This is a genomic window from Thermoactinomyces vulgaris (assembly GCF_003688725.1).
GTDB lineage: Bacteria > Bacillota > Bacilli > Thermoactinomycetales > Thermoactinomycetaceae > Thermoactinomyces > Thermoactinomyces vulgaris.
This window is the reverse complement of sequence record NZ_REFP01000009.1, coordinates 132,270-154,935: the sequence shown is the minus strand read 5'-3', so window position 1 is coordinate 154,935 and position 22,666 is coordinate 132,270. Positions and strand designations below refer to the sequence as shown.

Sequence of the window (22,666 nt, the reverse complement as noted above, 5' to 3'; positions counted from 1 at the left end):
ACCGGCTCCCTCCTTCAAACCGATGATCCGGTCCGGTTCTTTTTCGGAACCACACAAGTTCCGGAAGCTCTGGCAACCACCACCGGCTCCTTGAGCACCCGGGCACGGGACGGGCAAGCGGGGTCAATGCCGCCTTCAATGACCTTGACCGCTTCAAAGGTCATTTTCCGGCTCGTGTTTCCCACTTTGACGATCCGTCCGGTCACTTCGATAAAATCGCCGGCATGAACAGGAGCCAAAAATTCCACTTGGTCATAAGCCACAAACAACCCTTCGTCGCCATCATGGCGTATCAACAGTTCCGTCGCGGCATCCCCGAACAAAGACATCACCCGGGCTCCATCCACCAGATTGCCCCCGTAATGTGCATCCGACTGACTCATCCGCAAGCGAATTTTTGCTTCCATCCTGATGATCCCCTTTATTCTCATTATGATGCCAGTTGCTTTAACACTTCCGTACGCAGCTCTTCAATGTCAAACGGCTTGGTAAAATGGGTGAGCGCCCCGAGTCGGCTGGCTTCGGCAACCATATCCAATTCGCCGTAAGCCGTCATCATAATCACCTTCGATTCGGTGTTAAACTTCCGCAAACGCCTTAACAGTTCCAAACCATCCATTCCCGGCATCTTCATATCCAATAATATGAGGTCCGGCTTTTCCGCTTGTATGATTTCAAGTGCCTGTTTTCCGTTGGAAGCTTGAAAAATATGTACATTTTCCTTGGAGAACACTTCCTGAAGCAAAAGTCGGATTCCGTATTGATCATCCACCACAAGTATTTTTTTATCCATTTCACCTCTTGCCTCCTCTCAGATCCGTCCCTGCAAACCCCGCTTCCATTTTGCATCTTCGAACATCAAAAGGGATTTATGACTAATATTTATCGATTCCTTCACTTATTTCCTGCTTCTTGGCGAAAAATGCGACACCCCCTTCTCCCACGAAAATTCCTTTAAATTTTAAAATGAGCTTATAAAAGAGGGACTCTTTTCATCGTATAATAAATTCATTGCAAAAGAGTTTTATTTGGACAAAGTAGGTGCAGACATTCATGAAACGGAAATGGTTTCCCATCATCACAGGGCTGGCCGTCCTTTTATTCTCCGCTTTTTTCATTTTTCACAAAGTATCCGCTCTGGAGGATCAAGAACTGCATGCGTTAAGCGGGGACGGATCCGACCTGTCTCACCAGCCGCAAGTGGTGTATTTGGTCCCTCATGCCGATGATGAATTGTTGTCCATGGGTGTCGACATCGTCAACCACATCCGCTTGCGCTATGATGTGCATTTGGTTTTGATGAGTCCCGGCGGCCACTCCCGCGCCCGCTTTTTGATCAACGGATTCAAAGACTCCGACCAAGAGCCCTTCCTCTTTAAAACGCCGGTTTATTGCCCTCTGCACAAGCGATATCATGATCCGGAAAAAGAACACTACCAGGATCTCTATCTCACCGTGGACGATCTGGGGGAAGCCCGGGTCCGGGAATTCAAAGAGTCTGCCAAGCTTTTGGGGATTCCTGAAGATCACGTCCATGTCTATGATCTTGAAAACGACCGGTTTGAAGAACAGGAACAAGAGATTCGCGAAATTGTGGACGAGCTTTTGCAACGTTTTCCGGACGCCCACTTCCGGACGATGAGCATCGAGGATTACCATCCGGATCACAGGATGCTGGGAAAAGTCCTGAGCGAATTTGAGAAAGAAGGCAAAATCCAGGGCGAAAAAACTTTATATTTTCTTTCCATTTACAAAACACGGTTCACAAAATACAAACCCACACAAAAAGAATATACAATGAAACTGCTGGTTCCGCAGGATGCAAATAAAATCAAGCGTGCCGTCCAAGTATACGGCAAGTGGGATCCGAAAAACGGATGGTACCAAATCGGCTATCACAGTGTCAAAAGCCAGTTTCTGCAATTAATGAAAAATAACCAAAATACATATCATTATTAATCGGCAGACAAAGGTCTGGGTTCCTCGCCCGGTCCTTTGTTACAATAGCTTTACAAGAGGACCTTTGTTTGACAAAAGGAGGAATACGATGCGCGTTTTGATGGTTGGCGCCGGTGCGGTAGGCGGATATTTCGGAGGAAGGCTTGTTGAAAAAGGAGAAGATGTCACCTTCCTGGTGCGAAAGAAAAGACAAGAGCAATTGGAGCAGAACGGGTTGGTGATCAAAAGCGTCAACGGCAATGCCGAATTAAAAGTGAAAACCCTGACCGCCGGACAACCGGCCCCCGCTTTTGACCTGATCATCCTCTCGGTTAAAGCTTATCACTTAACGAAGACTCTCAATGATTTGAAGCCGTATGTCGGGGAAAACACCACCATTCTCCCCCTGTTAAACGGGATCATTCACATTCAGCAGTTACAAAACGAATTCGGCGCTGAAAAGATTCTGGGCGGATTATGCTTTATTGAATCCACCTTGAATGACAAAGGGGAGATTGAACAATACAGCCCGCAACATGAAATCGTTTACGGCGAATTAAACGGAGATGTGACAAAACGGATCCTTGACATCCAAGCGTTGTTCGATGGTGCCGGTTTTGACGCGAGATACAGCCAAAAAATCCGGATTGAAATGTGGCAAAAATATATTTTCATCAGCGCCATGAGCGGAATGACCTGCCTGATGAACAGCAGTATCGGTCCGATCCTTTCCGCACCTTACGGAAAAGAAATGTACCAACAGCTGCTGGAGGAGATTGTCTCGGTTGCCCATCATCAGGAACCGGAAATCCCGACCACCCTGGCCGGAAAAATCCTCCACAACATGGAATCCCTTTCCCCAAGCATGAAATCTTCCATGTTGAGGGACATGGAAAAAGGAAAGCCGGTGGAATCCGACCATTTCCACGGGGCCTTGCTCAAAATGGCACCCGGAGATGCCCGTCTGCCGCTCATAAAAGCGGTCTACAGCAGGTTGTCGATTTATCAGCAAGAACTTGAGAAATCCAGTCAATAGAAAAAGCAGGCTCCACCTCGTGAAACCTGCTGTCCTGCTTGTTTCTAAGTCACCCGTTTTTCAAAAGCCATATACGGCTCATCATGACGGGGAAAATAAAATTTTCCTCTTTTCTCGTAACCGCAAGATTCATACAAATACATGGCCTTTTCATTGATCATCTGGGTATCCAGCCGGATGCTGGCATACCCTTCTTTTTTGGCAAATCGTTCGATTTCCGCCAGCAAAGTGCGCGAAATTCCTTTTCCTTGGTACTTTGGGTTCACACAAAGCCGGTGAACAACTAAAAACCGCCCGGATGAATCTTCCCACGGTATGTGATCATACTCCGGTTCCTGATGTTGATCCAACACAACACAAGCAACGATTTCCCCTTCGTTCATCAGCACATATAAATTTCCGCTTTGGATATCCTTTTCAATATCCTCCCGTACCGGATAATTTTCAGACCACTGATAAATATTATTGGCATTCATGATTTTGGTGGCTTCTTTGTATACTTGGAAAACTTCATCGGTTTGTGATGGTACGGATTTTGCAAATTCCATTTCTGTCCCTCCTGTTGTCACTAATTTGCGCAAAAAAATCAATAATAAAAGTCCCGAAAAAAAAGAGCTGTCATATGACATGACAGCTCCAACACAAAATTATACCAGGCTGCAAAGCGAATACAACGATGAATCAAATCCTTATTTAACCATTTTATGAACACTTCTCCCCCATTACATGAGGAGAATCCCCACGGCACAAACCGTTCCGCACAACAGACCGAAAAAGATGAAAATCCTCATCATCCCGTACCCTTTTTGATCCAGATGCATGAAAATATAAAGCTGCAAAATCACTTGAACAGCCGCCAAAAAAAGAATCACAAAGAGCGTTCCCTGCAAACTGAACCATTGATTAATCACGGCCAGAAACGAAACGGCCGTCAGGACAATCATGAATAAAAAAGAAACCACGTGTTTGAAAGCGGTATCACTTTTTTGCCTGACCGGCTTCACTTCGTTTTGCAGTTGTGTCTTCAAACCGGAAGCACCCCCGCTCTTTCAATCTGATTATTTTTATTATACAGAAAATAGCCAATGTTTGCGAATCCCTATACAAAAAACCCGGCTCTGAAATCAGCCGGGTTTTTCGCCTCAAACTTCCACTTGCGGCTTTAAATGCATTTGAAGTGCTGCTTTTACAAATTCACGGAACAGCGGTTGCGGACGCGTCGGACGTGATACAAATTCCGGATGGAACTGAGCAGCCACAAACCACGGATGATCTTTGTACTCCACAATCTCGACCAGTCTTCCGTCCGGGGAAGTTCCCGAGAACACGTATCCCACTTCCTCCAACGCTTTCCGGTATTCATTGTTGAATTCGTAACGATGGCGATGGCGTTCGTACACCAAATCCGATCCGTATGCCTGATGTGCGAGGCTGTCGGGAACCAACTTGCACGGATACAAGCCACGGCGCATGGTGCCGCCTTTTTCCTCGATCGTTTTTTGTTCCGGCAATAAATCAATAATCGGATGAGGCGTCGATGCATCAAATTCCGCACTGTGTGCCCCTTCCAGTTTCAGGAGGTTCCGGGCGCCTTCCACACAAACCATCTGCATACCCAAACAGATGCCGAGGAAAGGAATCCGCTGTTCCCTTGCGTACCGGATCGCCGAGATCTTTCCTTCAATTCCGCGGTCGCCAAATCCGCCGGGGACCAGAATGCCGTCCACATCCCCGAGAAGAACATGGACATTGGAATCGGACACGTCTTCGGAATTGACCCATTTGAGGTCAATCTCCGTATCCCGGTCAAAGCCGGCATGACGCAATGCTTCAACCACACTCATATAAGCATCATGCAAAGCCACGTATTTTCCGACGATGGCAATGCGTGTTTGATGGGTCAGGTTTTTCACTTTGTTGACCAGCTCCAACCACTCGGACATTTCCGCCGGTCCGCATTCCAAGCCCAACCGCTTGACCACAATTTCATCCAGCCCCTGCTCCTGGATCATCAGCGGGACTTCATAAAGGGTTTCGGCATCGCGCACTTCAATCACCGCTTCACGATCAATGTCACAGAACAAGGCGATTTTATTTTTTAGTTCTTCCGAAAGAGGATATTCGGTCCGGCAAACAATCACATCGGGTTGAATGCCGAGACTGCGCAGTTCCTTCACACTGTGCTGGGTCGGTTTCGTTTTCAATTCGCCGCTGGCCCGCATCATTGGCACCAAGGTGCAGTGGATATACATGACATGCTCCCGGCCGACATCGCTTTTGATTTGACGGATGGCTTCCAAAAAAGGCAAGCTTTCGATGTCCCCGACAGTACCGCCGATCTCCGTGATCACCACGTCGGCGCCCGTCTCACGGGCCGCACGGAAGACCCGGTCCTTGATTTCATTGGTAATGTGAGGGATGACCTGAACCGTCCCCCCTAAGTAATCCCCGCGGCGTTCTTTGTTAATGACGGATGAATAAATTTTTCCCGTTGTCACATTGCTGTTTTTTGTCAAATTAATATCGATAAATCGTTCATAGTGGCCCAAATCCAAGTCCGTTTCCGCCCCGTCGTCCGTGACGAATACCTCACCGTGCTGGTAAGGACTCATGGTTCCCGGGTCCACGTTGATATAAGGGTCAAATTTTTGGATGGTAATTTTCAGTCCTCTGTTTTTTAACAATCTTCCCAGGGAAGAAGCGGTAATCCCTTTCCCCAGAGAAGAAACCACACCACCGGTAACAAAAATATATTTCGCCATTTTTATCTTCCTCCTATAGACAAGGATGCCCTTTCTTTTCGCAAAATAGAAAAGAGCGCCCCCAATCAAGGGGCGCTCTTTTATTTCCGTTCATAACGAGCCCAGAAAATAATTTATCGCAGGAAATGACGATTGTCAAGCAACTAAATCACTTCATCCCCGTCGTCAAATTCATTTTCTTCCTCATCCATTGCAAATTCATCTTCCGTATTTTCGATCTCGCCCAACTCTTCTTCTTCCTCATCAAACAGTTCTTCATCAAGGTCATGATATTCGTCGTCTTCTTTGACGTTGGCTGCAACCGCGGAATCCGTCGCTTGGTCCGTCGGATACCATTCCCTCAATCCCCACAAATTGCGGCCGACACAGACAAACCTTCCGTCAATGTTGATTTCGGTGTAAAGCTGGGCGATGTAATGCTCGGCTTCTTCCTTTGTAAACCCTTTCATGCTCGAAACTTCGTCCATGATATCCCGGTACAGCATTGCTTCTCCCTTTTGTTTCAAAAGGTCGTAAGCCAAATCAACCATGGCAGTCTCTCGCACTCTTTCCACAGCGAGATTGTCACTCAAATTCGGACACATCCTTCCATCCAGAGGTGAAGACCGTATATCCTGTTTCTAGTACAACTATTTTATCCAAAAAACAGGTGAAGTCAACCATAAACATCCAAAGCCGGACGGCTCAAAAAAAGGGATGGAGCAACAACCGTCTCCATCCCGGACATGAAAACCTTTACATATTCCGGCGGTACTGGCCTCCCACCTCATACAAAGCACGGGTGATTTGGCCCAAGCTTGCCACTTTTACGGTTTCCATCAACTCGGCAAAAATGTTTCCATTTTCGCGGGCCGTTTTTTTCAAACGCTCCAGCGCAACTTTCGCCTCTTCCCGGTGTTTTTCCTGGAATTCACGGAGACGGCGGATTTGCAGGTCTTTTTCCTCTTTGGTGGCCCTGCTGAGCGGAACTTCCACATCTTCCGGGGGATTGGGGTTTTCAAAAGTATTCACGCCGATGATCGGCAACTCGCCGGAATGTTTTTTCGTTTCATACAACAAGGATTCCTCTTGAATTTTCCCCCGTTGATACTGGGTTTCCATGGCCCCCAGCACGCCCCCGCGGTCACTGATCCGCTCAAATTCACAGAGGACGGCCTCTTCCACCAAATCCGTCAGTTCATCAATGATGTAGGAGCCTTGCAAAGGATTTTCATTTTTGGCAAGCCCCAGTTCCTTCATGATGATCAACTGAATGGCCATGGCCCTGCGAACCGATTCCTCGGTCGGTGTGGTAATCGCTTCATCATAGGCATTGGTGTGCAACGAATTGCATTGGTCATAAATGGCCATCAATGCCTGCAGAGTCGTCCGGATGTCATTAAAGTCCATTTCTTGCGCATGCAGGGAACGGCCCGAAGTTTGAATATGATACTTTAATTTCTGGCTCCGCTCATTGGCTCCGTACAAATGCTTCATCACAATGGCCCAAATCCGGCGCGCCACCCGGCCGATCACGGCATACTCCGCATCCAATCCGTTACTGAAGAAGAAGGAAAGATTCGGGGCAAATTCATCAATCTTCATTCCGCGGCTCAAATAATACTCCACATAGGTAAAGGCATTGGCGAGAGTGAAAGCCAGCTGGGTAATGGGATTGGCGCCGGCTTCAGCAATGTGATAACCGCTGATGCTGACCGAATAATAATTGCGGATGCCTTTTTTAATAAAGTACTCCTGGATGTCCCCCATCATCTTCAGCGCAAAATCAGTGGAGAAAATGCAGGTGTTTTGCCCTTGGTCTTCTTTCAAGATATCGGCTTGAACGGTTCCGCGCACCTTTTTCAGAGCCTGATTCTTGATTTCCTCCGCCTCTTCAGCCGTGGGCTCCCGTCCTTCCCTTTTGCGGAATTGTACCATCTGCTGCTCAATCGCCGTATTGAAATACATGGCCAAAAGAATGGGGGCCGGCCCGTTGATCGTCATGGACACACTGGTGTTCGGAGCACAAAGGTCAAAGCCTTCAAACAACCTTTTCATATCTTCCAAGGTACAAACACTGACGCCGGATTCACCCACTTTTCCGTAAATGTCCGGGCGTTCGTCCGGATCTTCCCCGTAAAGGGTCACACTGTCAAAAGCGGTGGACAGCCGCTTGGCCTGATCATTTTTTGACAAATAGTGAAACCGCCGGTTGGTGCGTTCGGGCGTTCCTTCTCCCGCAAACTGCCGTTTCGGGTCTTCATCCGTTCTTTTAAACGGAAACACACCGGTCGTAAACGGGAATCTCCCCGGAACATTTTCCTTGCGCAAAAAGCGTAAACGTTCTCCCCAATCCTCAAACCGGGGCAAGGCCACCTTGGGGATTTTGCTTCCGGCCAACGTTTTGGTATAAAGAGGAATCTCCTTTGTCTTGTTGCGCACCTTGATGGTGAATCGATCCTGCCGGTAGGCATCGGCCAACAAACCCCATTCATCCAGCAATTTCCGGTTCTCCGGGGTGAGGCGTTCCTCAATTTTTTGAATGGTCTCTTTAAAACGTTCCGTCAGGCTTTCTTCCCCGGCCGCTTCTTCCTTCATGCATTGCAGGCTTCCATTTAATTGATAAAGCCTTGTGGCCAGCTTTGCCTGCGCTTCCGTCTCTTGATGGTATTTCCGCACGGTGGACGCAATTTCCCTTAAATAATGGCTCCTTTCCGGAGGGATGATATGATGGATGTCCATTTCCGAAACCGGGGCTTTTACTTTGGTTTCCCAACCGAGATCAAACTTTTCATTCAATTTCCGGATCATTTCCTGGTAAAACCGGTTGGTTCCGGGATCATTAAACCGGGAAGCCATCGTGCCATAAACCGGAATCTCCTCATCATCGGCGTCAAACAACTGATGATTGCGGCGGTATTGTTTTTTCACGTCTCTGAGGGCATCTTGCGATCCTTTCCTGTCAAATTTGTTGATGGCCACCATGTCGGCGTAATCCAGCATTTCGATTTTTTCCAGCTGGGAAGGCGCACCGAATTCCGATGTCATCACATAAACGGAAAAGTCACTTACTTCGACCACATCGGCATTTCCCTGCCCGATTCCGCTGGTTTCGACAATCACTAGATCATATCCGGCCACTTTTAAGATTTGAATCGCTTCTTTGATTCCGCCGCTTAATTCCGACCGGGTTTTCCGGGTGGCCAGGCTTCGCAGATAAACCCTGGGATGATGGACGGAATTCATGCGGATCCGGTCCCCCAACAACGCGCCTCCCGTTTTTTGCTTGGAGGGGTCGACGGACAAAATCGCAATTTTTTTGTCTTCAAAGTCATGGATAAAACGCCGGACCAATTCATCGGTCAATGAACTTTTCCCGGCTCCCCCCGTCCCGGTGATCCCGATGACCGGAACAAATCCCTGCAATTCTTTGGATAACTGTTCCCCCAGCCTTGCCCGCTGGTCAGGATCATCCTCCACCCAAGTGATCAAACGGGAAATCGCTTGTTTATCCCCTTTCTTGGCACGACTCATTTCCCGGGAAATGTCGCGAACCGTGGGGAAATCCGTCGTCTCCACCATGGTTTGGATCATGCCTTCCAATCCCATCTTTCTCCCGTCTTGCGGGGAAAAGATTTTTTTGACGCCATACTCTTCCAGTTCCTTGATTTCCCGCGGGACAATCACGCCTCCCCCGCCGCCGAACACTTGAATATGGCCGGCGCCGCGTTTTCTGAGCAAATCGATCATATATTTAAAAAATTCCATGTGCCCGCCTTGGTACGAAGAAACCGCGATCCCCTGCACATCTTCCTGAATGGCGGCCTCCACAATTTCATCCACGGACCGGTTGTGTCCGAGATGAATCACTTCCACTCCGGCCTGTTGCAACAAGCGGCGGAATAAATTGATCGAAGCATCGTGTCCGTCAAACAAGCTCGCAGCGGTCACAAACCGAATGGCATACTTGGTTTTAATCCCCTGCATCCCGATCGCCTCCTGCTGTAAATTCTCCCAACAACAAAGCCATTTGCCGCTTTGTGTATTCTTCCACATCATACTCGCGCCCCAACGCCCAGTGGCGAAACGTCCACATTTGGCCGATCACCATGATATTGTGGGCCATCAACTTGATGGAGGAAGGATCGATTCGGATGGTTCCGTCGTTCATTCCTTTTTCTAAAATTCGGGAAAATAAATTGGTGATCTCTTCTTCTTTTTTTAATACATATTTCATCTTGTCTTTGGGCAATGATTTGGTTTCTTGATAAATCAAAAGAACCAAGGAGCGCATCTCATCCATGACTCGGAACAATTGTTTCAAGCTTTTTTGCAATGATTCCATTCCGGTGTCTTCTTCGTTCATGACTTTCAGCAACCGGCTCTCCAATTTGGAATGGATGTGCTCGCAGACCAGATAAAGAACGTCTTCTTTGCTCTGGATGTATTCATACATGGTCCCGATGGACAGTCCGCATTCTCTGGCAATCTCACGAGTGGTGGTTTTGTGAAAGCCTTTTTCCACGAATAACCGAACCGCCCCTTCGATGATCTGTTCCCGCCTTTGTTCGATCAAACGCTCATTCTTAATCATCGAAGGAATCAGTTTGGAATGTTTCTTCACAGACTCCCCTCCCCAATGCCCCGATCCATTTTTCAGCCAGCTTCCGCGGACTGATCTCACGGGATTCCAGATTTTGCAAATCTTTTTTCCAATCCGGACTCCTCCATGCCCTCTCCAAAAGGCGCCGGACAGATTCTTCGATGATTTGGCGGGTTTCCAGCTCCAACTGTTTTTTCCGCTTCTTCTTTAATTCCCCGTTTTCTTCCAAGTAGCGGCGGTGCCGTTCAATCGCTTCCCACCATTTCTCAATTCCTTCCCCCCGCGTCGCAATCGTCCGGACAATGGGAGGGCGCCAGCAGCCTTCCTTTTGCTTCGACAAATCGAGCAAATCATTGATCTCCGATTCCAAGCGTCCGGCTCCCGGTAAATCGGCTTTATTGATGACAAACAAATCGGCAATTTCCATGATTCCGGCTTTAAACACCTGAATAACATCCCCGGCGGTCGGATTGAGAACCAGGCACACGGTATCGGCCACATGCATCACATCCAGTTCGGCCTGCCCGACTCCCACCGTCTCCAATAAAATCAGGTCATAGCCGGCCGCATCCAAAATTTTGACGGCGTCTCTGGCGGATTTGGAAATGCCGCCCAAAGATCCGCGGCTTCCCATGCTCCGAATAAAAACCCCCTCATCCAGGGAATGGCGGGTCATTCTCACCCGGTCCCCCAGAATGGCCCCACCTGTATAGGGGCTGGAGGGGTCAATGGAGATGACCCCGACCGTCAAGTTTTGGCGACGCAAATAAGAGATGGCTTCGTCCAACAACGTGCTTTTGCCGGCCCCCGGCGAACCGGTGATCCCGACAATGTATGCATTTCCGGTGTTGGAATAAATCGCTTCCATCCATTGGTCCGCATCCGGATCTTGATTTTCAATCCGTGTGATCAGGCGGGCAATCTTCCGCTTGTTTTTTTGCCTGATGGCTTGGATCCAACTCTCCATCACTCCCCCTCCCGGAGACGGTTTATTCTTTTAACAAGTGGTTTGCGATCACGACACGTTGGATTTCATTCGTTCCTTCATAAATTTGTGTGATTTTTGCATCACGCATCATGCGCTCCACCGGATATTCACGGGTGTATCCATAGCCGCCGAAGATTTGAACGGCTTCCGTCGTCACTTGCATGGCAACATCCCCGGCAAACAATTTGGCCATGGCCGATGCCTTTCCGTAAGGAATGCCTTCGGATTCCCTCCAAGCAGCCTGGTAAGTCAAAAGGCGGGCCGCTTCAATCTGGGTGGCCATATCGGCCAGTTTAAATTGAATGGCTTGCTTTTTCGCGATCGGTTTCCCAAATTGATGCCGTTCTTTGGCATAGGAAAGCGCCTCATCCAAAGCGCCCTGCGCAATTCCCACCGCCTGGGCGGCAATCCCGTTCCGGCCCCCGTCCAGCGTCATCATGGCGATTTTAAATCCTTCTCCTTCTTCCCCCAAGCGCTGGCTCGCCGGAATCCGGCAGTCTTCAAACAAAATTTCCGTGGTCGGGGACGACCGGATCCCCAATTTTTTTTCTTTTTTTCCGATGGAGAAGCCGGGAGTTCCCTTTTCCACAATGAATGCCGTGGTTCCCTTATGTTTCAGCGACGGATCCGTCAAGGCAAAAACGACATAAATCTCTGCTTCTCCCCCGTTGGTGATAAAAATTTTACTGCCGTTTAAAACATAGTCGTCCCCGTCGCGGACGGCGGTGGTTTTCATGGCCGCCGCATCGGAACCGGATCCCGGTTCGGTCAAACCGAAGGCGCCCAACTTCTTTCCTTCGGCCAACGGACGCAAAAACCGTTCTTTCTGCTCCGGGGTGCCGAACTTAAAGATCGGCCAGCTGGCCAGGGAAATATGCGCCGACAAGGTCACTCCGGTGGACGCGCAAACCCGGGACAACTCTTCCACGGCAATCACATAACTCAAAAAGTCCGCTCCGCCTCCGCCGTATTCTTCGGGAAAGGGAATGCCCGTCAGTCCGAGCGTTGCCATTTTTTCGAAAATGGTACGGTCGAACCTCTCTTGTTCATCCCGTTCGGCTGCAGACGGGGCCACTTCTTTTAATGCAAAATCACGCACCATCTTGCGCATCATTTCATGCTCTTCACTCAACTGAAACTCCATCGGGTTTCACTCCCATCCATCATCGTTTTCTAACCATTTAACAGTTCGCCGGCGATGACAATCCGTTGAATTTCATTGGTGCCTTCGTAAATTTGCGTAATTTTCGCATCACGAAACAATCTTTCGACCGGATACTCGCGCGTATAACCATACCCGCCGAAAATTTGGACCGCTTCGGTGGTCACCTTCATGGCCGTATCCGATGCAAACATCTTGGCCATGGATGCCTCTTTCTTGCACGGTTTTCCTTTTTGCCTTTTCTCCGCTGCCTGGTAAATCAAGAGACGGGCCGCCTCGATTTGCGTGGCCATGTCGGCCAGTTTGAATTGAATGGCCTGTTTCTTTGCAATCGGCCGGCCAAACTGTTTCCGTTCTTTGGCATAGGAAAGTGCCTCCTGCATCGCTCTTTGGGCAATTCCGATGGCTTGCGCGGCAATGCCGATCCGTCCTCCCGCCAGGTTGGACAAAGCCACTTCATACCCCTGCCCTTCGCTTCCCAGCAGGTTTTCTGCCGGTACTTCCGCGTCTTCAAAAATTAGCTCGCACGTATTGGAACCATTTAAACCCATCTTTTTCTCTTTTTTACCGACACGGAAGCCGGGCGTGTCTTTCTCCACAATAAAGGCCGAAATCCCTTTGGAACCCTGATCGGGATCGGTTACGGCAAACGTGACATATACATCCGCTTCCCCACTGTTGGTGATGAAGATCTTGTTCCCGTTCAAAATATATTTGTCTCCTGCTTTCCGGGCACTGGTCCGAAGATTGGAAGCCTCCGAGCCGGCTTGGGGTTCGGTCAGGGCAAAAGCCCCGAGATACTCGCCGGCAGCCAGACGGGAAACGTATTTCTTTTTCTGTTCCTCATTCCCGTATGTCAAAATCGGCATCGTGCCGACGGAAGTGTGAACCGACAAAATCACGCCAACCGTGGCACTGACTTTCGAGATCTCTTCCAGTGCAAGGATGTAGGAGATAAAATCCGCTCCTGCTCCTCCCCACTCCTCGGGAATCGGAATTCCCATCAAACCGAGTTGTGCCATTTTATTGACAATTTCTCCCGGAAACCGGTCTTCTTCATCCATGCGGTTTACCAACGGAGCGATTTCCGTTTCTGCAAAGTCCCGCACCATCTTGCGCATCATTTCTTGCTCAGCCGTAAAGGAAAGCCGCATGAGAATCACTCCACTCCGTGAAAATGAAAGTTCAGGATGCTTTTTCTCTATTTTTCATTGTCATATTGATAAAAACCGCGACCGCTTTTCTTTCCGAGCCAGCCGGCTTTCACATATTTTCTCAACAGAGGGCACGGGCGGTATTTGCTGTCGCCAAACCCTTCATACAAGGTTTCCATGATATACAGGCAGGTATCCAATCCGATAAAATCCGCCAACGTCAGCGGCCCCATCGGATGGTTCATCCCCAGTTTCATGACAGTGTCCACATCTTCGGGCGAAGCCACGCCTTCATGCACGGCATAAATGGCTTCATTGATCATCGGCATCAGGATGCGGTTGGACACAAAGCCTGGAAAATCGTTGACTTCCACCGGAACTTTCCCCATCTTTTCCGCCAAATTCCTCACGGTTTCATTCACTTCATCCGATGTGGCCAATCCCCGGATCACTTCCACCAATTTCATCACCGGAACCGGGTTCATAAAATGCATGCCAATGACCGATTCGGGGCGGGAAGTCGCTGCGGCAATTTCTGTAATGGGCAGGGAAGAAGTGTTGCTGGCCAAAATCGCATACTTCGGACTGTATTGGTCCAACCGGCGGAACAAATCGGTTTTGACTTCCATGTTTTCCACCACGGCTTCAATCACCAGATCCGCATCCTTGACCGCTTCCTGCAAATCCGCGGTGGTTTGAATCCGTGACAACACCGCCTCTTTTTCTTCCCCGGTCCACTTCCCTTTGGCCACTCCTTTTTCCAAGAGACCTTCAATCCGCGCCAGTCCTTTTTTCACCTGCTCTTCAGCCACGTCATGCAAAGAAACGGAAAAACCGGATTGGGCAGCCACTTGGGCAATTCCGCTCCCCATCTGCCCGGCACCGATCACTGCAATCCGTTTAATTTCCATCATTCCACTCCCTTTCTATCCATCCACCCGGACCAAGACGGCATCTCCTTGGGCTGCTCCGCTGCAAATGGCGGCAACCCCCAATCCTCCGCCACGACGTTTTAATTCCATGATCAGGGTGAGAAGAATGCGTGCACCGCTGGCTCCGATGGGATGCCCCAATGCCACGGCACCCCCGTTGACATTCAGTTTTTCCGCATCGATTCCCAAAAGTTTTTGATTGGTCAGGGCCACCGCGGCAAAAGCTTCGTTGATTTCATACAAATCAATGTCTTGGGGCGACAACTGGTGCTTGTTTAACAGTTTCCGGACGGCATATGCCGGTGTGATGGGAAAGTCTTTGGCTTCCATCGCCACGGATGCATGCCCCAAGATGCGTGCCCATGGTTTTACGCCCAGTTCCTCCGCTTTTTTGGCGGTGGAAACCACCAATGCGCAAGCACCGTCATTCACCCCGGGGGCATTTCCGGCTGTAATGGTGCCGTCTTTTTGGTAAGCGGGCTTTAAAGCAGCCAATTTCTCCAGTGTGGTGTCCGGCCGGACCGATTCATCCTGATCCACGACATGTTCACTTTTTCTGGTTTTGACGGTGACCGGAACAATCTCTTCCGCAAAGAGGCCGGATTGAATGGCTTTTAATGCCCGTTCATGGCTTCTCAAAGCCCATTCATCCTGCTCTTCCCGCGAAATGTTTTGTTCTTTGGCCGTATTGCTTCCATGGATGATCATGTGAACATCGTGAAATGCACACCACAAACCGTCATGCACCATCAAATCCACCAATCTCCCGTCGCCCATCCGATGACCAAAACGCGCGCCGGGCAAAACATAAGGCGCATTGCTCATGCTCTCCATGCCGCCTGCCACCATCAATCCGGCATCGCCGGCCCGCAAAATCTGATCCGCCAAGGTCACACTGCGAAGACCGGAAGCGCAGACTTTGTTAATCGTCTCCGTTCCCACTTCCCAGCTCAACCCTGCAAGCCGGGCGGCCTGGCGGGAGGGAATTTGTCCGGCTCCGCCTTGCAAAACCATCCCCATGATGACTTCGTCCACCGATTGATCCGGCACACCACTTTTGTCCAGAGCGGCCCGGATGGCCGTGCCACCCAATTCCACTGCTTTTTTGTCCTTTAATCCTCCTCCGAGTTTCCCGATCGGAGTTCGTGCACCACCCAAAATCACCGATTCGGACAAATCTCTTCACCTCCGGTAAATAGGCACTCTATCGAGCGTTCGTTCGATATGCTGGCATACGGTTGAAAACGCCTTCATTCATTAGCTTACCGGAAATTATTATTTTTAACAATAGTTAATCGAATTTATTTATTACCATAAAATGCTTTATTCTGTATAGATAAAATTTTCTATAAAAAAATCCGCACGTTGCGTGCGGTTATTTGGAATCCATCACAGGAAAACAAAGGCGAACCAAAGTGCCTTGATTGGCCTTGCTTTCCACTTCAATTTTTCCGCCCATGGCCTCCACCCATTCTTTGACCAACGCAAGCCCCAGCCCTGCCCCGTGTTCGCGCCCTCCGGTTTTTCCCTGGTAATATCTCTCGAAAATATACGGAAGTTCATCCTCGGAAATCCCCATCCCCGTATCCTGCACTTCAATGACACAGTGGTTCCCCGCCGGCCTTGCCGATAATTTGATCATCGATCCGCTCGGGGTGAAACGCAATGCATTGCGGATCAGATTGTCCAGCATTTGCGACAACCTCTTCCGGTCCACCCGGATCAGGGGCAATTTGGGCTCGATCTCCAATAAAATACTTACTTTTTTGCTTTGCCATGCGATCTGGGAAAAAGTTTCATGACTTTGTTTGATGAGTCCGGCCACCTGCGTTGTTTCCGGCTGTAAAAAAGAAGCAAGCGATTTTTTTTCATCTTCGGTGGCAATGACAAAAAGGTCATCAATCATCCTTTGCAACCGGGTGACTTCCCGTTTCAAGATTTGAACCTCTTTCGTCTCCTTCCACGGGTCATGCATGTGCAGTTGTTCCACATACCCTTGGATAATGGCAAGGGGATTCCTCAATTCGTGGGAAACATTGGCGACAAACTCCTGTTTGCTTCGCAATAAACTCTCCACTTGTCTCTTTTCATTGTGCAACTTCTGCGTCGTTTCCTCCAAAGATCCGGCCAGCTGATTCAATTGGCGGCTCAAGATTCCCAGCTCATCAATTTGTTCGTCACGAATCCGAAAAGCAAGATCTCCCCGGGACCAGGCTTTGGCGGCTTCCCCCACCTGGACGACCCGGCGGGTGACAAAGCGGGCATGAAGATAGGAAAACGGAAGAGCAATGACGAACGCGAGCAAAACCGTCAACAGGATCAGCGGAATGGATAACAAAAACGAAAAGAACATGGTCAACACCACTGCATCCACGTAAAAGAAATCGTCAAAGCGGATCATCTGATTGACCACGCCCAAAATTTGCCCGTCGTGTCCGTAAATCGGAGCGGCCGTCATATACCGGCTCCCGCTTTTTAACGGGATGCTGATCATTTTTTGCGTCTTCAGCACCTCCCGGATAAACGCTTTTTCTTCGTGATGGGCCGCTTGTGAGATCAGGGCTTCTTTCAAAAACGGATAAGTGCTGTCGGCCACCAACTCGCCTTTTTGGTTGTAAATGGTCCAATACCGTTCAACCTGATAAGGAGACCACCGGAAAATCCAATCATTCCATGCCGTGGATTCCACCTGCCGGATCCACTCGGGCAACGACGACTGAAGCCGTGGGTTTTCCATCATGTAGGAGGCCCAACGGGCCACTTGAACCGTTTCATTTTCGCCCCGGACCACTTTCGGGATATAGGTGGTGACGGTATAAAAAACAAGAGAAGAAACCAGGGAAAACACCAGAAAAAGAAACAGATTGACATGTGATAAAGTGATTTGGCGCACCAACCGGCCGGATGCCCATTCCCAAATGGCACCCAGGAAGAAAAAGATCAGGCGGAAGGCAACCAGGATGAAAAGCGCAATGGCCAAAATCCAGACATAATCCATATAAACTTCCTGATTGTCCGGCAAAAGAACCGGATATTCTTTGAAAACGGGCAACCGTTTCAACAGCCATTCCATGATCCATTCAAAACAAAAAACCCCCGTCAGGTAAGGGATCAAAAACTTTGCCCACAAAGCCAGACTTTCTTTGGCATTTTCTCCTTTTTTGAAACGATAAGCCGGCCAGACACTCATCCAAAACTCGGGAATAAACGTCAATATATACATCCAAACCAACTCATAAAAGGTACGGACCTGCCAAAGGAGCATCAGCACATATAAAAGCAAAAACGGGGCAAAGGTTTCAATCAATACCCGTTTGATTCCTGCTTTTTGGAAACTTTTCAACTGCATGAATGAGACCCCCGAATCCCTTTTAAAAAAAGGTCATCTGCTGTGCAGAGACCTTTTCACTCCTGTGATGAATCATTATTTGCCGTTTTTAACACAAACTTATAACCCATTCCCCACACCGTCAGAATATGTTTTGAATACGGCGCCAATTTTCTTCGCAAACGCGATACATGCGTATCCACCGTCCGGTCAAATCCATCATACGTCAAATCCCAGATTTGTTCCAATAAAAATTTCCGGCTGAACACCCGGCCCGGGTGGGCCAAAAACAAGTGCAACAATTCATATTCCTTTGGTGTGAGTTCCAGCAGGGAATCCTCCAAAAAAACCTCACGGGTCTCCACATTCAAGCGGATAAACCCGTAATCGATACAGGTCTGTTCGTGTTTTCCCTTCTCCTGTTCCATCAAAACCATTCTGCGAAGCATGGCACGAACCCTGGCTCTCAATTCACCGGTGCTGAAAGGTTTGATCATGTAATCATCCGCACCGACATCCAGTCCCCAAATCCTCTCCATCTCGCTGCCACGGGCCGTCAACATCAAAATCGGCACCACCGATTTCTGCCGGATTTTTCTGCAGACCTCGATTCCCTCCATATCCGGCAAAACCCAATCCAAAATCACCAGATCCGGTTGCTCCTGTTTCCAAAGTTCCAATCCTTCGCCGGCCGTGTGGGCCACCAACGTATCATAACTGTCGCGGCGCAGTTCCCCTGCAACCAGACCGGCCAATTCCACTTCGTCCTCCACGATCAAAATCTTTGGCATTTGTGCTTCACTTTCCTGTCTTTTTTTTCCTCAAAAGAAGAAGACAGCGAATACAGGAAGTTTTCTTCCCATATTCGCTTTCCCGTTGTTGATCAATGGACGCCTTCTGCCACTTCTCCCGGCTCATCCTCAATGGAAAGAGCCAAAATTTCAGCAACATCCATGGTTTGCACTGTGTCTTCAACTTCTTTGGCTTTGGTTCCGTCGGACAACATTGTCAAGCAATAAGGGCAAGCACTTCCGATCACGGTCGGGTTCACTTCAAGCGCCTGCTCGGTACGGGCGACATTCACGCGCACCCCTTCGGTTTCCTCCAGCCACATCAATCCTCCGCCGGCTCCGCAGCACATGCCGTTTTCTCTGTTTCGTTTCATTTCCACCAGTTCGATGCCCGGGATTTGATTCAGGATATAACGCGGGGGATCAAACACCCCGTTATATCTTCCAAGATAGCAGGAATCATGGTATGTCACACGTTCTTTCACTTCTTTGGTCGGCTTGATCCGTCCTTGTTTCAAGAGTTCGGCCAACACTTCCGTGTGGTGATATACTTCCGCTTCCAACCCAAGATCGGGATATTCTTTTTTAAAGGCATTATAGGCATGAGGATCAATCGTAATAATTTTTTTCACTTTATGCTTTTGGAACAAAGCAATGTTGTCCATCGCCAATTGTTGGAACAAAAATTCATTTCCCAGACGGCGGGGGGTGTCACCCGAGTTTTTCTCTTTATTCCCGAGAATGGCAAATTTCACACCTGCATGATTCAATAATTTCACCAAAGCCCGGCTGATTTTCTGACTGCGGTTGTCATAAGACCCCATTGAACCCACAAAGAAGAGGTACTCGAATTCTTTTTCTTCTTTGACGGTCGGAACGGGGACATCCGAATTTTCAATCCATTTGGCCCGGTCTTTCCGGCTGATTCCCCAAGGATTCCCCTGACGTTCAATGTTCGAGAAAGTCCGTGAAACTTCGGGGCTCATTTTCCCTTCCGTCATCACAAGGTAACGGCGCATGTCAATAATTTTATCCACATGCTCATTCATCACCGGGCATTGGTCTTCACAGTTGCGGCAAGTGGTGCAAGCCCATAATTCCTGCTCGGTGATCACATCCCCGATCAGATTGACTTCCCCGGTGTTTAAAGCTTGTTGATTCGCCCCGGCAAAGGCAAATCCCGGAACCCAGGGGCTTTTGGAAGTAATGGCTGCCCCTTTGGCGGTCAAATGGTCCCTCATTTTGACGATCAAATCCATGGGAGACAACATTTTTCCCGTTCCGGCAGCCGGACACATATTGGTGCAACGCCCGCACTCAACACAGGCATACAAATCGATCAATTGGTTTTGGCTGAAGTCTTCAATTTTTCCTTTCCCGTATTCTTCGATGGATTCATCTTCAAAATCGATTAAAGACAACTTGGATGGTGCCTGCTTCTGTTTTTGTTTCAAGAAAACATTCACCGGCGCCACCAACAAATGGAAGTGTTTGGATTGGGGAACGTAGACCAAGAAAGTCAGCAAGACCAAGGCATGCATCCACCAGAAAACGTAAAACATCACCTTGGCGGCCTCCGCACTCATCCAATCCATAAACGGCATGGCAAGGATGGAAGAAAACGGGGTGTACCAAGTGACCCCCTCGCCGGCCCACAATTTTTCAAAGGCCGCGGACAATAAAATGGAAGACATCAATAAGGTCAGAAAAATAATCACAAGACCGGATTTAAAACCTCTTTTCAACCGGGGCAATTTTTCAATATAACGCCGGTAGAACGCATAAAGGGTGGCCAACAAGACGATGAATGTCGTCAGTTCCTGCAAGAACAGAAAAAACGGATATGCCGGCACGGGAAGATGATGTCCCGGTGCCAAACCTTTGATGAATAAATCAATCGCTCCAAATTGAATGATAATAAAACCGTAAAACATCAATACATGCATGAACCCGCTTTTTTTATCCTTGAGCAGCTTCTTTTGTCCAAAAACGTTTACCAGCACTTGATTGATTCCGGTTTTTAAATCCACCTCCAAATCGGCCGGCTTTCCCAATTTCACATATTGATACCGACGATATACAACACTGGCAAATAAGTATACGGCATAAGCGGTAACTCCTAAAAAGACCAAGAGGTTCACAATTTGCAGCATCGACATCCTTTTCTCTCCTTTCCATTATTTATGTTAATTCAGAAAAAAGATTTTGCAAACACACAAAAATTACTTTAAATTCAGTTTGTTTACATTCTATCATAAACTGAGCAGTCATTCATTAATTTTTATCAAAACCAGCTTCATCCATTTCCATGGATATTTATTCAATTTTAGCATATTTTCATGCTCCAAGCCGTTTTTTTGCGCTATAATAGACCATGGTCCGGACTATGGACATTTCTATTCCGTTTATGCAGACTGTCGTCATGACAAACGGCAACCTGATTTTCCATTTCGTTGACTTTTGTCCGGACTGAAGTCCCCGGACAGACGAATTGAATGACACTTGTCATGACGACAGTCTCCGTTTGCCAAAAATGATGCAGGAGGCGTTTTTATGTTAATAGCGGTGGATGCAGGACGTGCCTTTGTAAAAACAGTAACGGGAAACCAAAAATTCTCATTTCCAAGTAAAGTTTCAAAAGCGAGAAAAAGAACATTTGTACAGACATTGGAGGAAGATATCGAGCTCCGGTATCAAGGGAAGGAATATTTTATCGGGCAACTGGCAGAGCGGGAAGGGTCTTTCACAAGACAGATGATGACCGAAAGCAAAGTCAATGTGGAAACGGTATTGTTGATCCTGACGGCTTTGTTTAAAGCAGGAGCGATCGGGGATGTAAAATTAGTCACCGGCGTGCCGATCAACATGTATAAAGAGGAAGAAAGAGCGAGGCTTCGTGCCAAGTTGGAGGGAGAGCACGAAGTGGTCTTAAACGGTACATATCGAAAGATCAATATCACCAAAGCCGCGATCACCATTGAGGGAGGAGCGGCCTATTGGGTGCACCGGCGCATGGGAACGGTGCGTATCGTGGATCCGGGAGCCCGGACGACAAACTATGCCACGTTTAAAGACGGGATTTTTATTGACCGGGAGAGCGGAACGTTGCCAAAAGGATGGGATAATGTGCGGGAAGCCGATCCGGAGGAAATGGCGGCCATGATCGTCGGACATTTGGGAGGAATGTGGTCCACGACCGATGTGGTCGAGTTGATCGGCGGAAAGGCAACGGAATTGGTGGAGCCCTTCAAACATGTGGGTTTCATCCACGCCACCAGTTTTGGCAATCCGCAATATGCCAATGCACTCGGTTATTATGCACTGGGAAAGGAGACGCTCGGTGAATGAGGGAATATAAAAAGAGGGAAAGAAGACAAGTTTCCTTTAATACCGAAGATGCGGTGGAACTGGAACTGCTCAAGTTGGCAGACCGGGAAGACATCAACTTTTCCGGACTTGTCAAAAACCTGTTGTTTGCCTATTGCATGGGCCAATTGCAACCTGCCAAAGATCTTTCTCCCGTGAAAAATTCCCGGATGCTGTCGAGTCAAAATGTACCTCCATCCTCTTTTCAAGAGATTAAAGCCAGTGGCATCCCGTTTGATTATTAAGTTTATATAGAATAGGAGAGAGAGAATATGAAGCCTCATTCTTTTCAAATCCCGTATTCTGTCGTTGACAAACTCCCTCCCATGGAACGATTCGTTTACTACGAACTGAGCCGCTTGGCCTCTCCTGTCGCTAAAAAAGATACCATTTTCAGAGTGAATATTCCGCCACGGGGGCTGATTATCAACCATTTCCGGTTGGCCAAGGAAATGGATTTTCCCTATTCGCGTGTTTCCTTTGCCATGGAACAGTTGGAGAAAAAAGAATTGATTGAAATTCATCCCTTAAACAACAAGGAGTTCCGATCCTACTATCTGGTCTATGTAAGAAAAGTTTACCAGGAAAATGAAATCCCCTTGTCTCCTCCCGAATTTTCGTTTTAAA

General features: G+C 48.4%; 21 protein-coding genes. 5 read left to right on the top strand and 16 right to left on the bottom strand.

The window, feature by feature from the left end; all coding sequences use genetic code 11:
- Positions 1–14: 14 nt before the first annotated feature.
- Together kal and ATH33_RS07990 are read right to left on the bottom strand one after the other, a co-directional pair.
- Positions 15–407, bottom strand: a complete 393-nt coding sequence (gene kal / locus ATH33_RS07995) for a 3-aminobutyryl-CoA ammonia lyase (protein ID WP_037995761.1) — start codon at positions 405–407, stop codon at positions 15–17.
- 23 nt (positions 408–430) lie between these two features.
- The gene (locus ATH33_RS07990; protein ID WP_037995764.1) at positions 431–793 is read right to left on the bottom strand and encodes a response regulator; all 363 of its coding nucleotides are present in this window, start codon (positions 791–793) and stop codon (positions 431–433) included.
- Positions 794–1,053: 260 nt separating this feature from the next.
- Between ATH33_RS07990 and ATH33_RS07985 the strand changes: the two genes are divergently transcribed.
- Together ATH33_RS07985 and ATH33_RS07980 are read left to right on the top strand one after the other, a co-directional pair.
- Positions 1,054–1,959 (top strand): PIG-L deacetylase family protein, encoded by a 906-nt coding sequence (locus tag ATH33_RS07985; protein WP_062843224.1) that lies wholly within the window; start codon positions 1,054–1,056, stop codon positions 1,957–1,959.
- Between the two features lie 88 nt (positions 1,960–2,047).
- Positions 2,048–2,974, top strand: coding sequence for a ketopantoate reductase family protein (locus ATH33_RS07980; protein ID WP_037995767.1), 927 nt, complete (start codon positions 2,048–2,050; stop codon positions 2,972–2,974).
- A 44-nt stretch (positions 2,975–3,018) separates the two neighbouring features.
- Here the strand turns inward: ATH33_RS07980 and ATH33_RS07975 are convergent, their stop codons facing one another.
- The 14 genes from ATH33_RS07975 to ATH33_RS07910 all read right to left on the bottom strand — a co-directional run bounded on the left by ATH33_RS07975 (position 3,019) and on the right by ATH33_RS07910 (position 20,832).
- Positions 3,019–3,522 carry a GNAT family N-acetyltransferase gene (locus tag ATH33_RS07975; RefSeq protein WP_037995769.1) on the bottom strand — a complete coding sequence of 168 codons (504 nt, stop codon included), beginning with the start codon at positions 3,520–3,522 and terminating at the stop codon, positions 3,019–3,021.
- A gap of 174 nt (positions 3,523–3,696) precedes the next feature.
- The gene (locus ATH33_RS07970; protein WP_037995771.1) at positions 3,697–4,002 is read right to left on the bottom strand and encodes a cytochrome C oxidase subunit IV family protein; all 306 of its coding nucleotides are present in this window, start codon (positions 4,000–4,002) and stop codon (positions 3,697–3,699) included.
- Between the two features lie 114 nt (positions 4,003–4,116).
- Positions 4,117–5,736 (bottom strand): CTP synthase, encoded by a 1,620-nt coding sequence (gene pyrG, locus ATH33_RS07965; protein WP_037995773.1) that lies wholly within the window; start codon positions 5,734–5,736, stop codon positions 4,117–4,119.
- 143 nt (positions 5,737–5,879) lie between these two features.
- On the bottom strand, positions 5,880–6,308 hold the full coding sequence (rpoE, locus tag ATH33_RS07960; RefSeq protein ID WP_052186706.1) for a DNA-directed RNA polymerase subunit delta: 429 nt from the start codon (positions 6,306–6,308) through the stop codon (positions 5,880–5,882).
- Positions 6,309–6,471: 163 nt separating this feature from the next.
- Positions 6,472–9,702, bottom strand: coding sequence for a fused isobutyryl-CoA mutase/GTPase IcmF (gene icmF / locus ATH33_RS07955; protein WP_121874269.1), 3,231 nt, complete (start codon positions 9,700–9,702; stop codon positions 6,472–6,474).
- Positions 9,689–10,339 (bottom strand): TetR/AcrR family transcriptional regulator, encoded by a 651-nt coding sequence (locus ATH33_RS07950; protein ID WP_037995778.1) that lies wholly within the window; start codon positions 10,337–10,339, stop codon positions 9,689–9,691. Before ATH33_RS07950 ends, icmF begins: the two co-directional genes overlap by 14 nt.
- A complete protein-coding gene (gene meaB, locus ATH33_RS07945; protein ID WP_049720721.1) occupies positions 10,302–11,285 on the bottom strand; it encodes a methylmalonyl Co-A mutase-associated GTPase MeaB in 984 nt (327 codons plus the stop codon). The genes ATH33_RS07950 and meaB overlap by 38 nt, the downstream gene beginning before the upstream one ends.
- 22 nt (positions 11,286–11,307) lie before the next feature.
- Entirely contained in the window at positions 11,308–12,450 is a 1,143-nt protein-coding gene (locus ATH33_RS07940) for an acyl-CoA dehydrogenase (protein WP_037995782.1), read from the bottom strand.
- Between the two features lie 29 nt (positions 12,451–12,479).
- Complete coding sequence (locus ATH33_RS07935) at positions 12,480–13,622, bottom strand: acyl-CoA dehydrogenase (RefSeq protein WP_037995784.1); 1,143 nt, start codon at positions 13,620–13,622, stop codon at positions 12,480–12,482.
- Positions 13,623–13,669: 47 nt separating this feature from the next.
- Positions 13,670–14,533 carry a 3-hydroxybutyryl-CoA dehydrogenase gene (locus ATH33_RS07930; RefSeq protein WP_062843221.1) on the bottom strand — a complete coding sequence of 288 codons (864 nt, stop codon included), beginning with the start codon at positions 14,531–14,533 and terminating at the stop codon, positions 13,670–13,672.
- Between the two features lie 15 nt (positions 14,534–14,548).
- Positions 14,549–15,730, bottom strand: coding sequence for an acetyl-CoA C-acetyltransferase (locus tag ATH33_RS07925; protein WP_049720723.1), 1,182 nt, complete (start codon positions 15,728–15,730; stop codon positions 14,549–14,551).
- Between the two features lie 199 nt (positions 15,731–15,929).
- On the bottom strand, positions 15,930–17,903 hold the full coding sequence (locus ATH33_RS07920) for a sensor histidine kinase (RefSeq protein ID WP_049720724.1): 1,974 nt from the start codon (positions 17,901–17,903) through the stop codon (positions 15,930–15,932).
- Between the two features lie 56 nt (positions 17,904–17,959).
- A complete protein-coding gene (locus ATH33_RS07915; RefSeq protein WP_037995791.1) occupies positions 17,960–18,673 on the bottom strand; it encodes a response regulator transcription factor in 714 nt (237 codons plus the stop codon).
- Positions 18,674–18,765: 92 nt separating this feature from the next.
- Positions 18,766–20,832, bottom strand: coding sequence for a (Fe-S)-binding protein (locus ATH33_RS07910; protein ID WP_037995794.1), 2,067 nt, complete (start codon positions 20,830–20,832; stop codon positions 18,766–18,768).
- A 394-nt stretch (positions 20,833–21,226) separates the two neighbouring features.
- On the opposite strand from ATH33_RS07910, the gene ATH33_RS07905 reads away from it, so the two are divergent.
- From ATH33_RS07905 to ATH33_RS07895, 3 genes are read left to right on the top strand one after another with little or no spacing between them, the layout of a single operon-like run.
- Positions 21,227–22,021: a ParM/StbA family protein gene (locus tag ATH33_RS07905; RefSeq protein ID WP_037995795.1), complete on the top strand. Its 795-nt coding sequence runs from the start codon at positions 21,227–21,229 to the stop codon at positions 22,019–22,021.
- Positions 22,018–22,284: a hypothetical protein gene (locus ATH33_RS07900; protein ID WP_037995798.1), complete on the top strand. Its 267-nt coding sequence runs from the start codon at positions 22,018–22,020 to the stop codon at positions 22,282–22,284. The genes ATH33_RS07905 and ATH33_RS07900 overlap by 4 nt, the downstream gene beginning before the upstream one ends.
- A gap of 27 nt (positions 22,285–22,311) precedes the next feature.
- Positions 22,312–22,665 (top strand): hypothetical protein, encoded by a 354-nt coding sequence (locus tag ATH33_RS07895; protein WP_037995800.1) that lies wholly within the window; start codon positions 22,312–22,314, stop codon positions 22,663–22,665.
- Position 22,666: the final 1 nt, after the last annotated feature.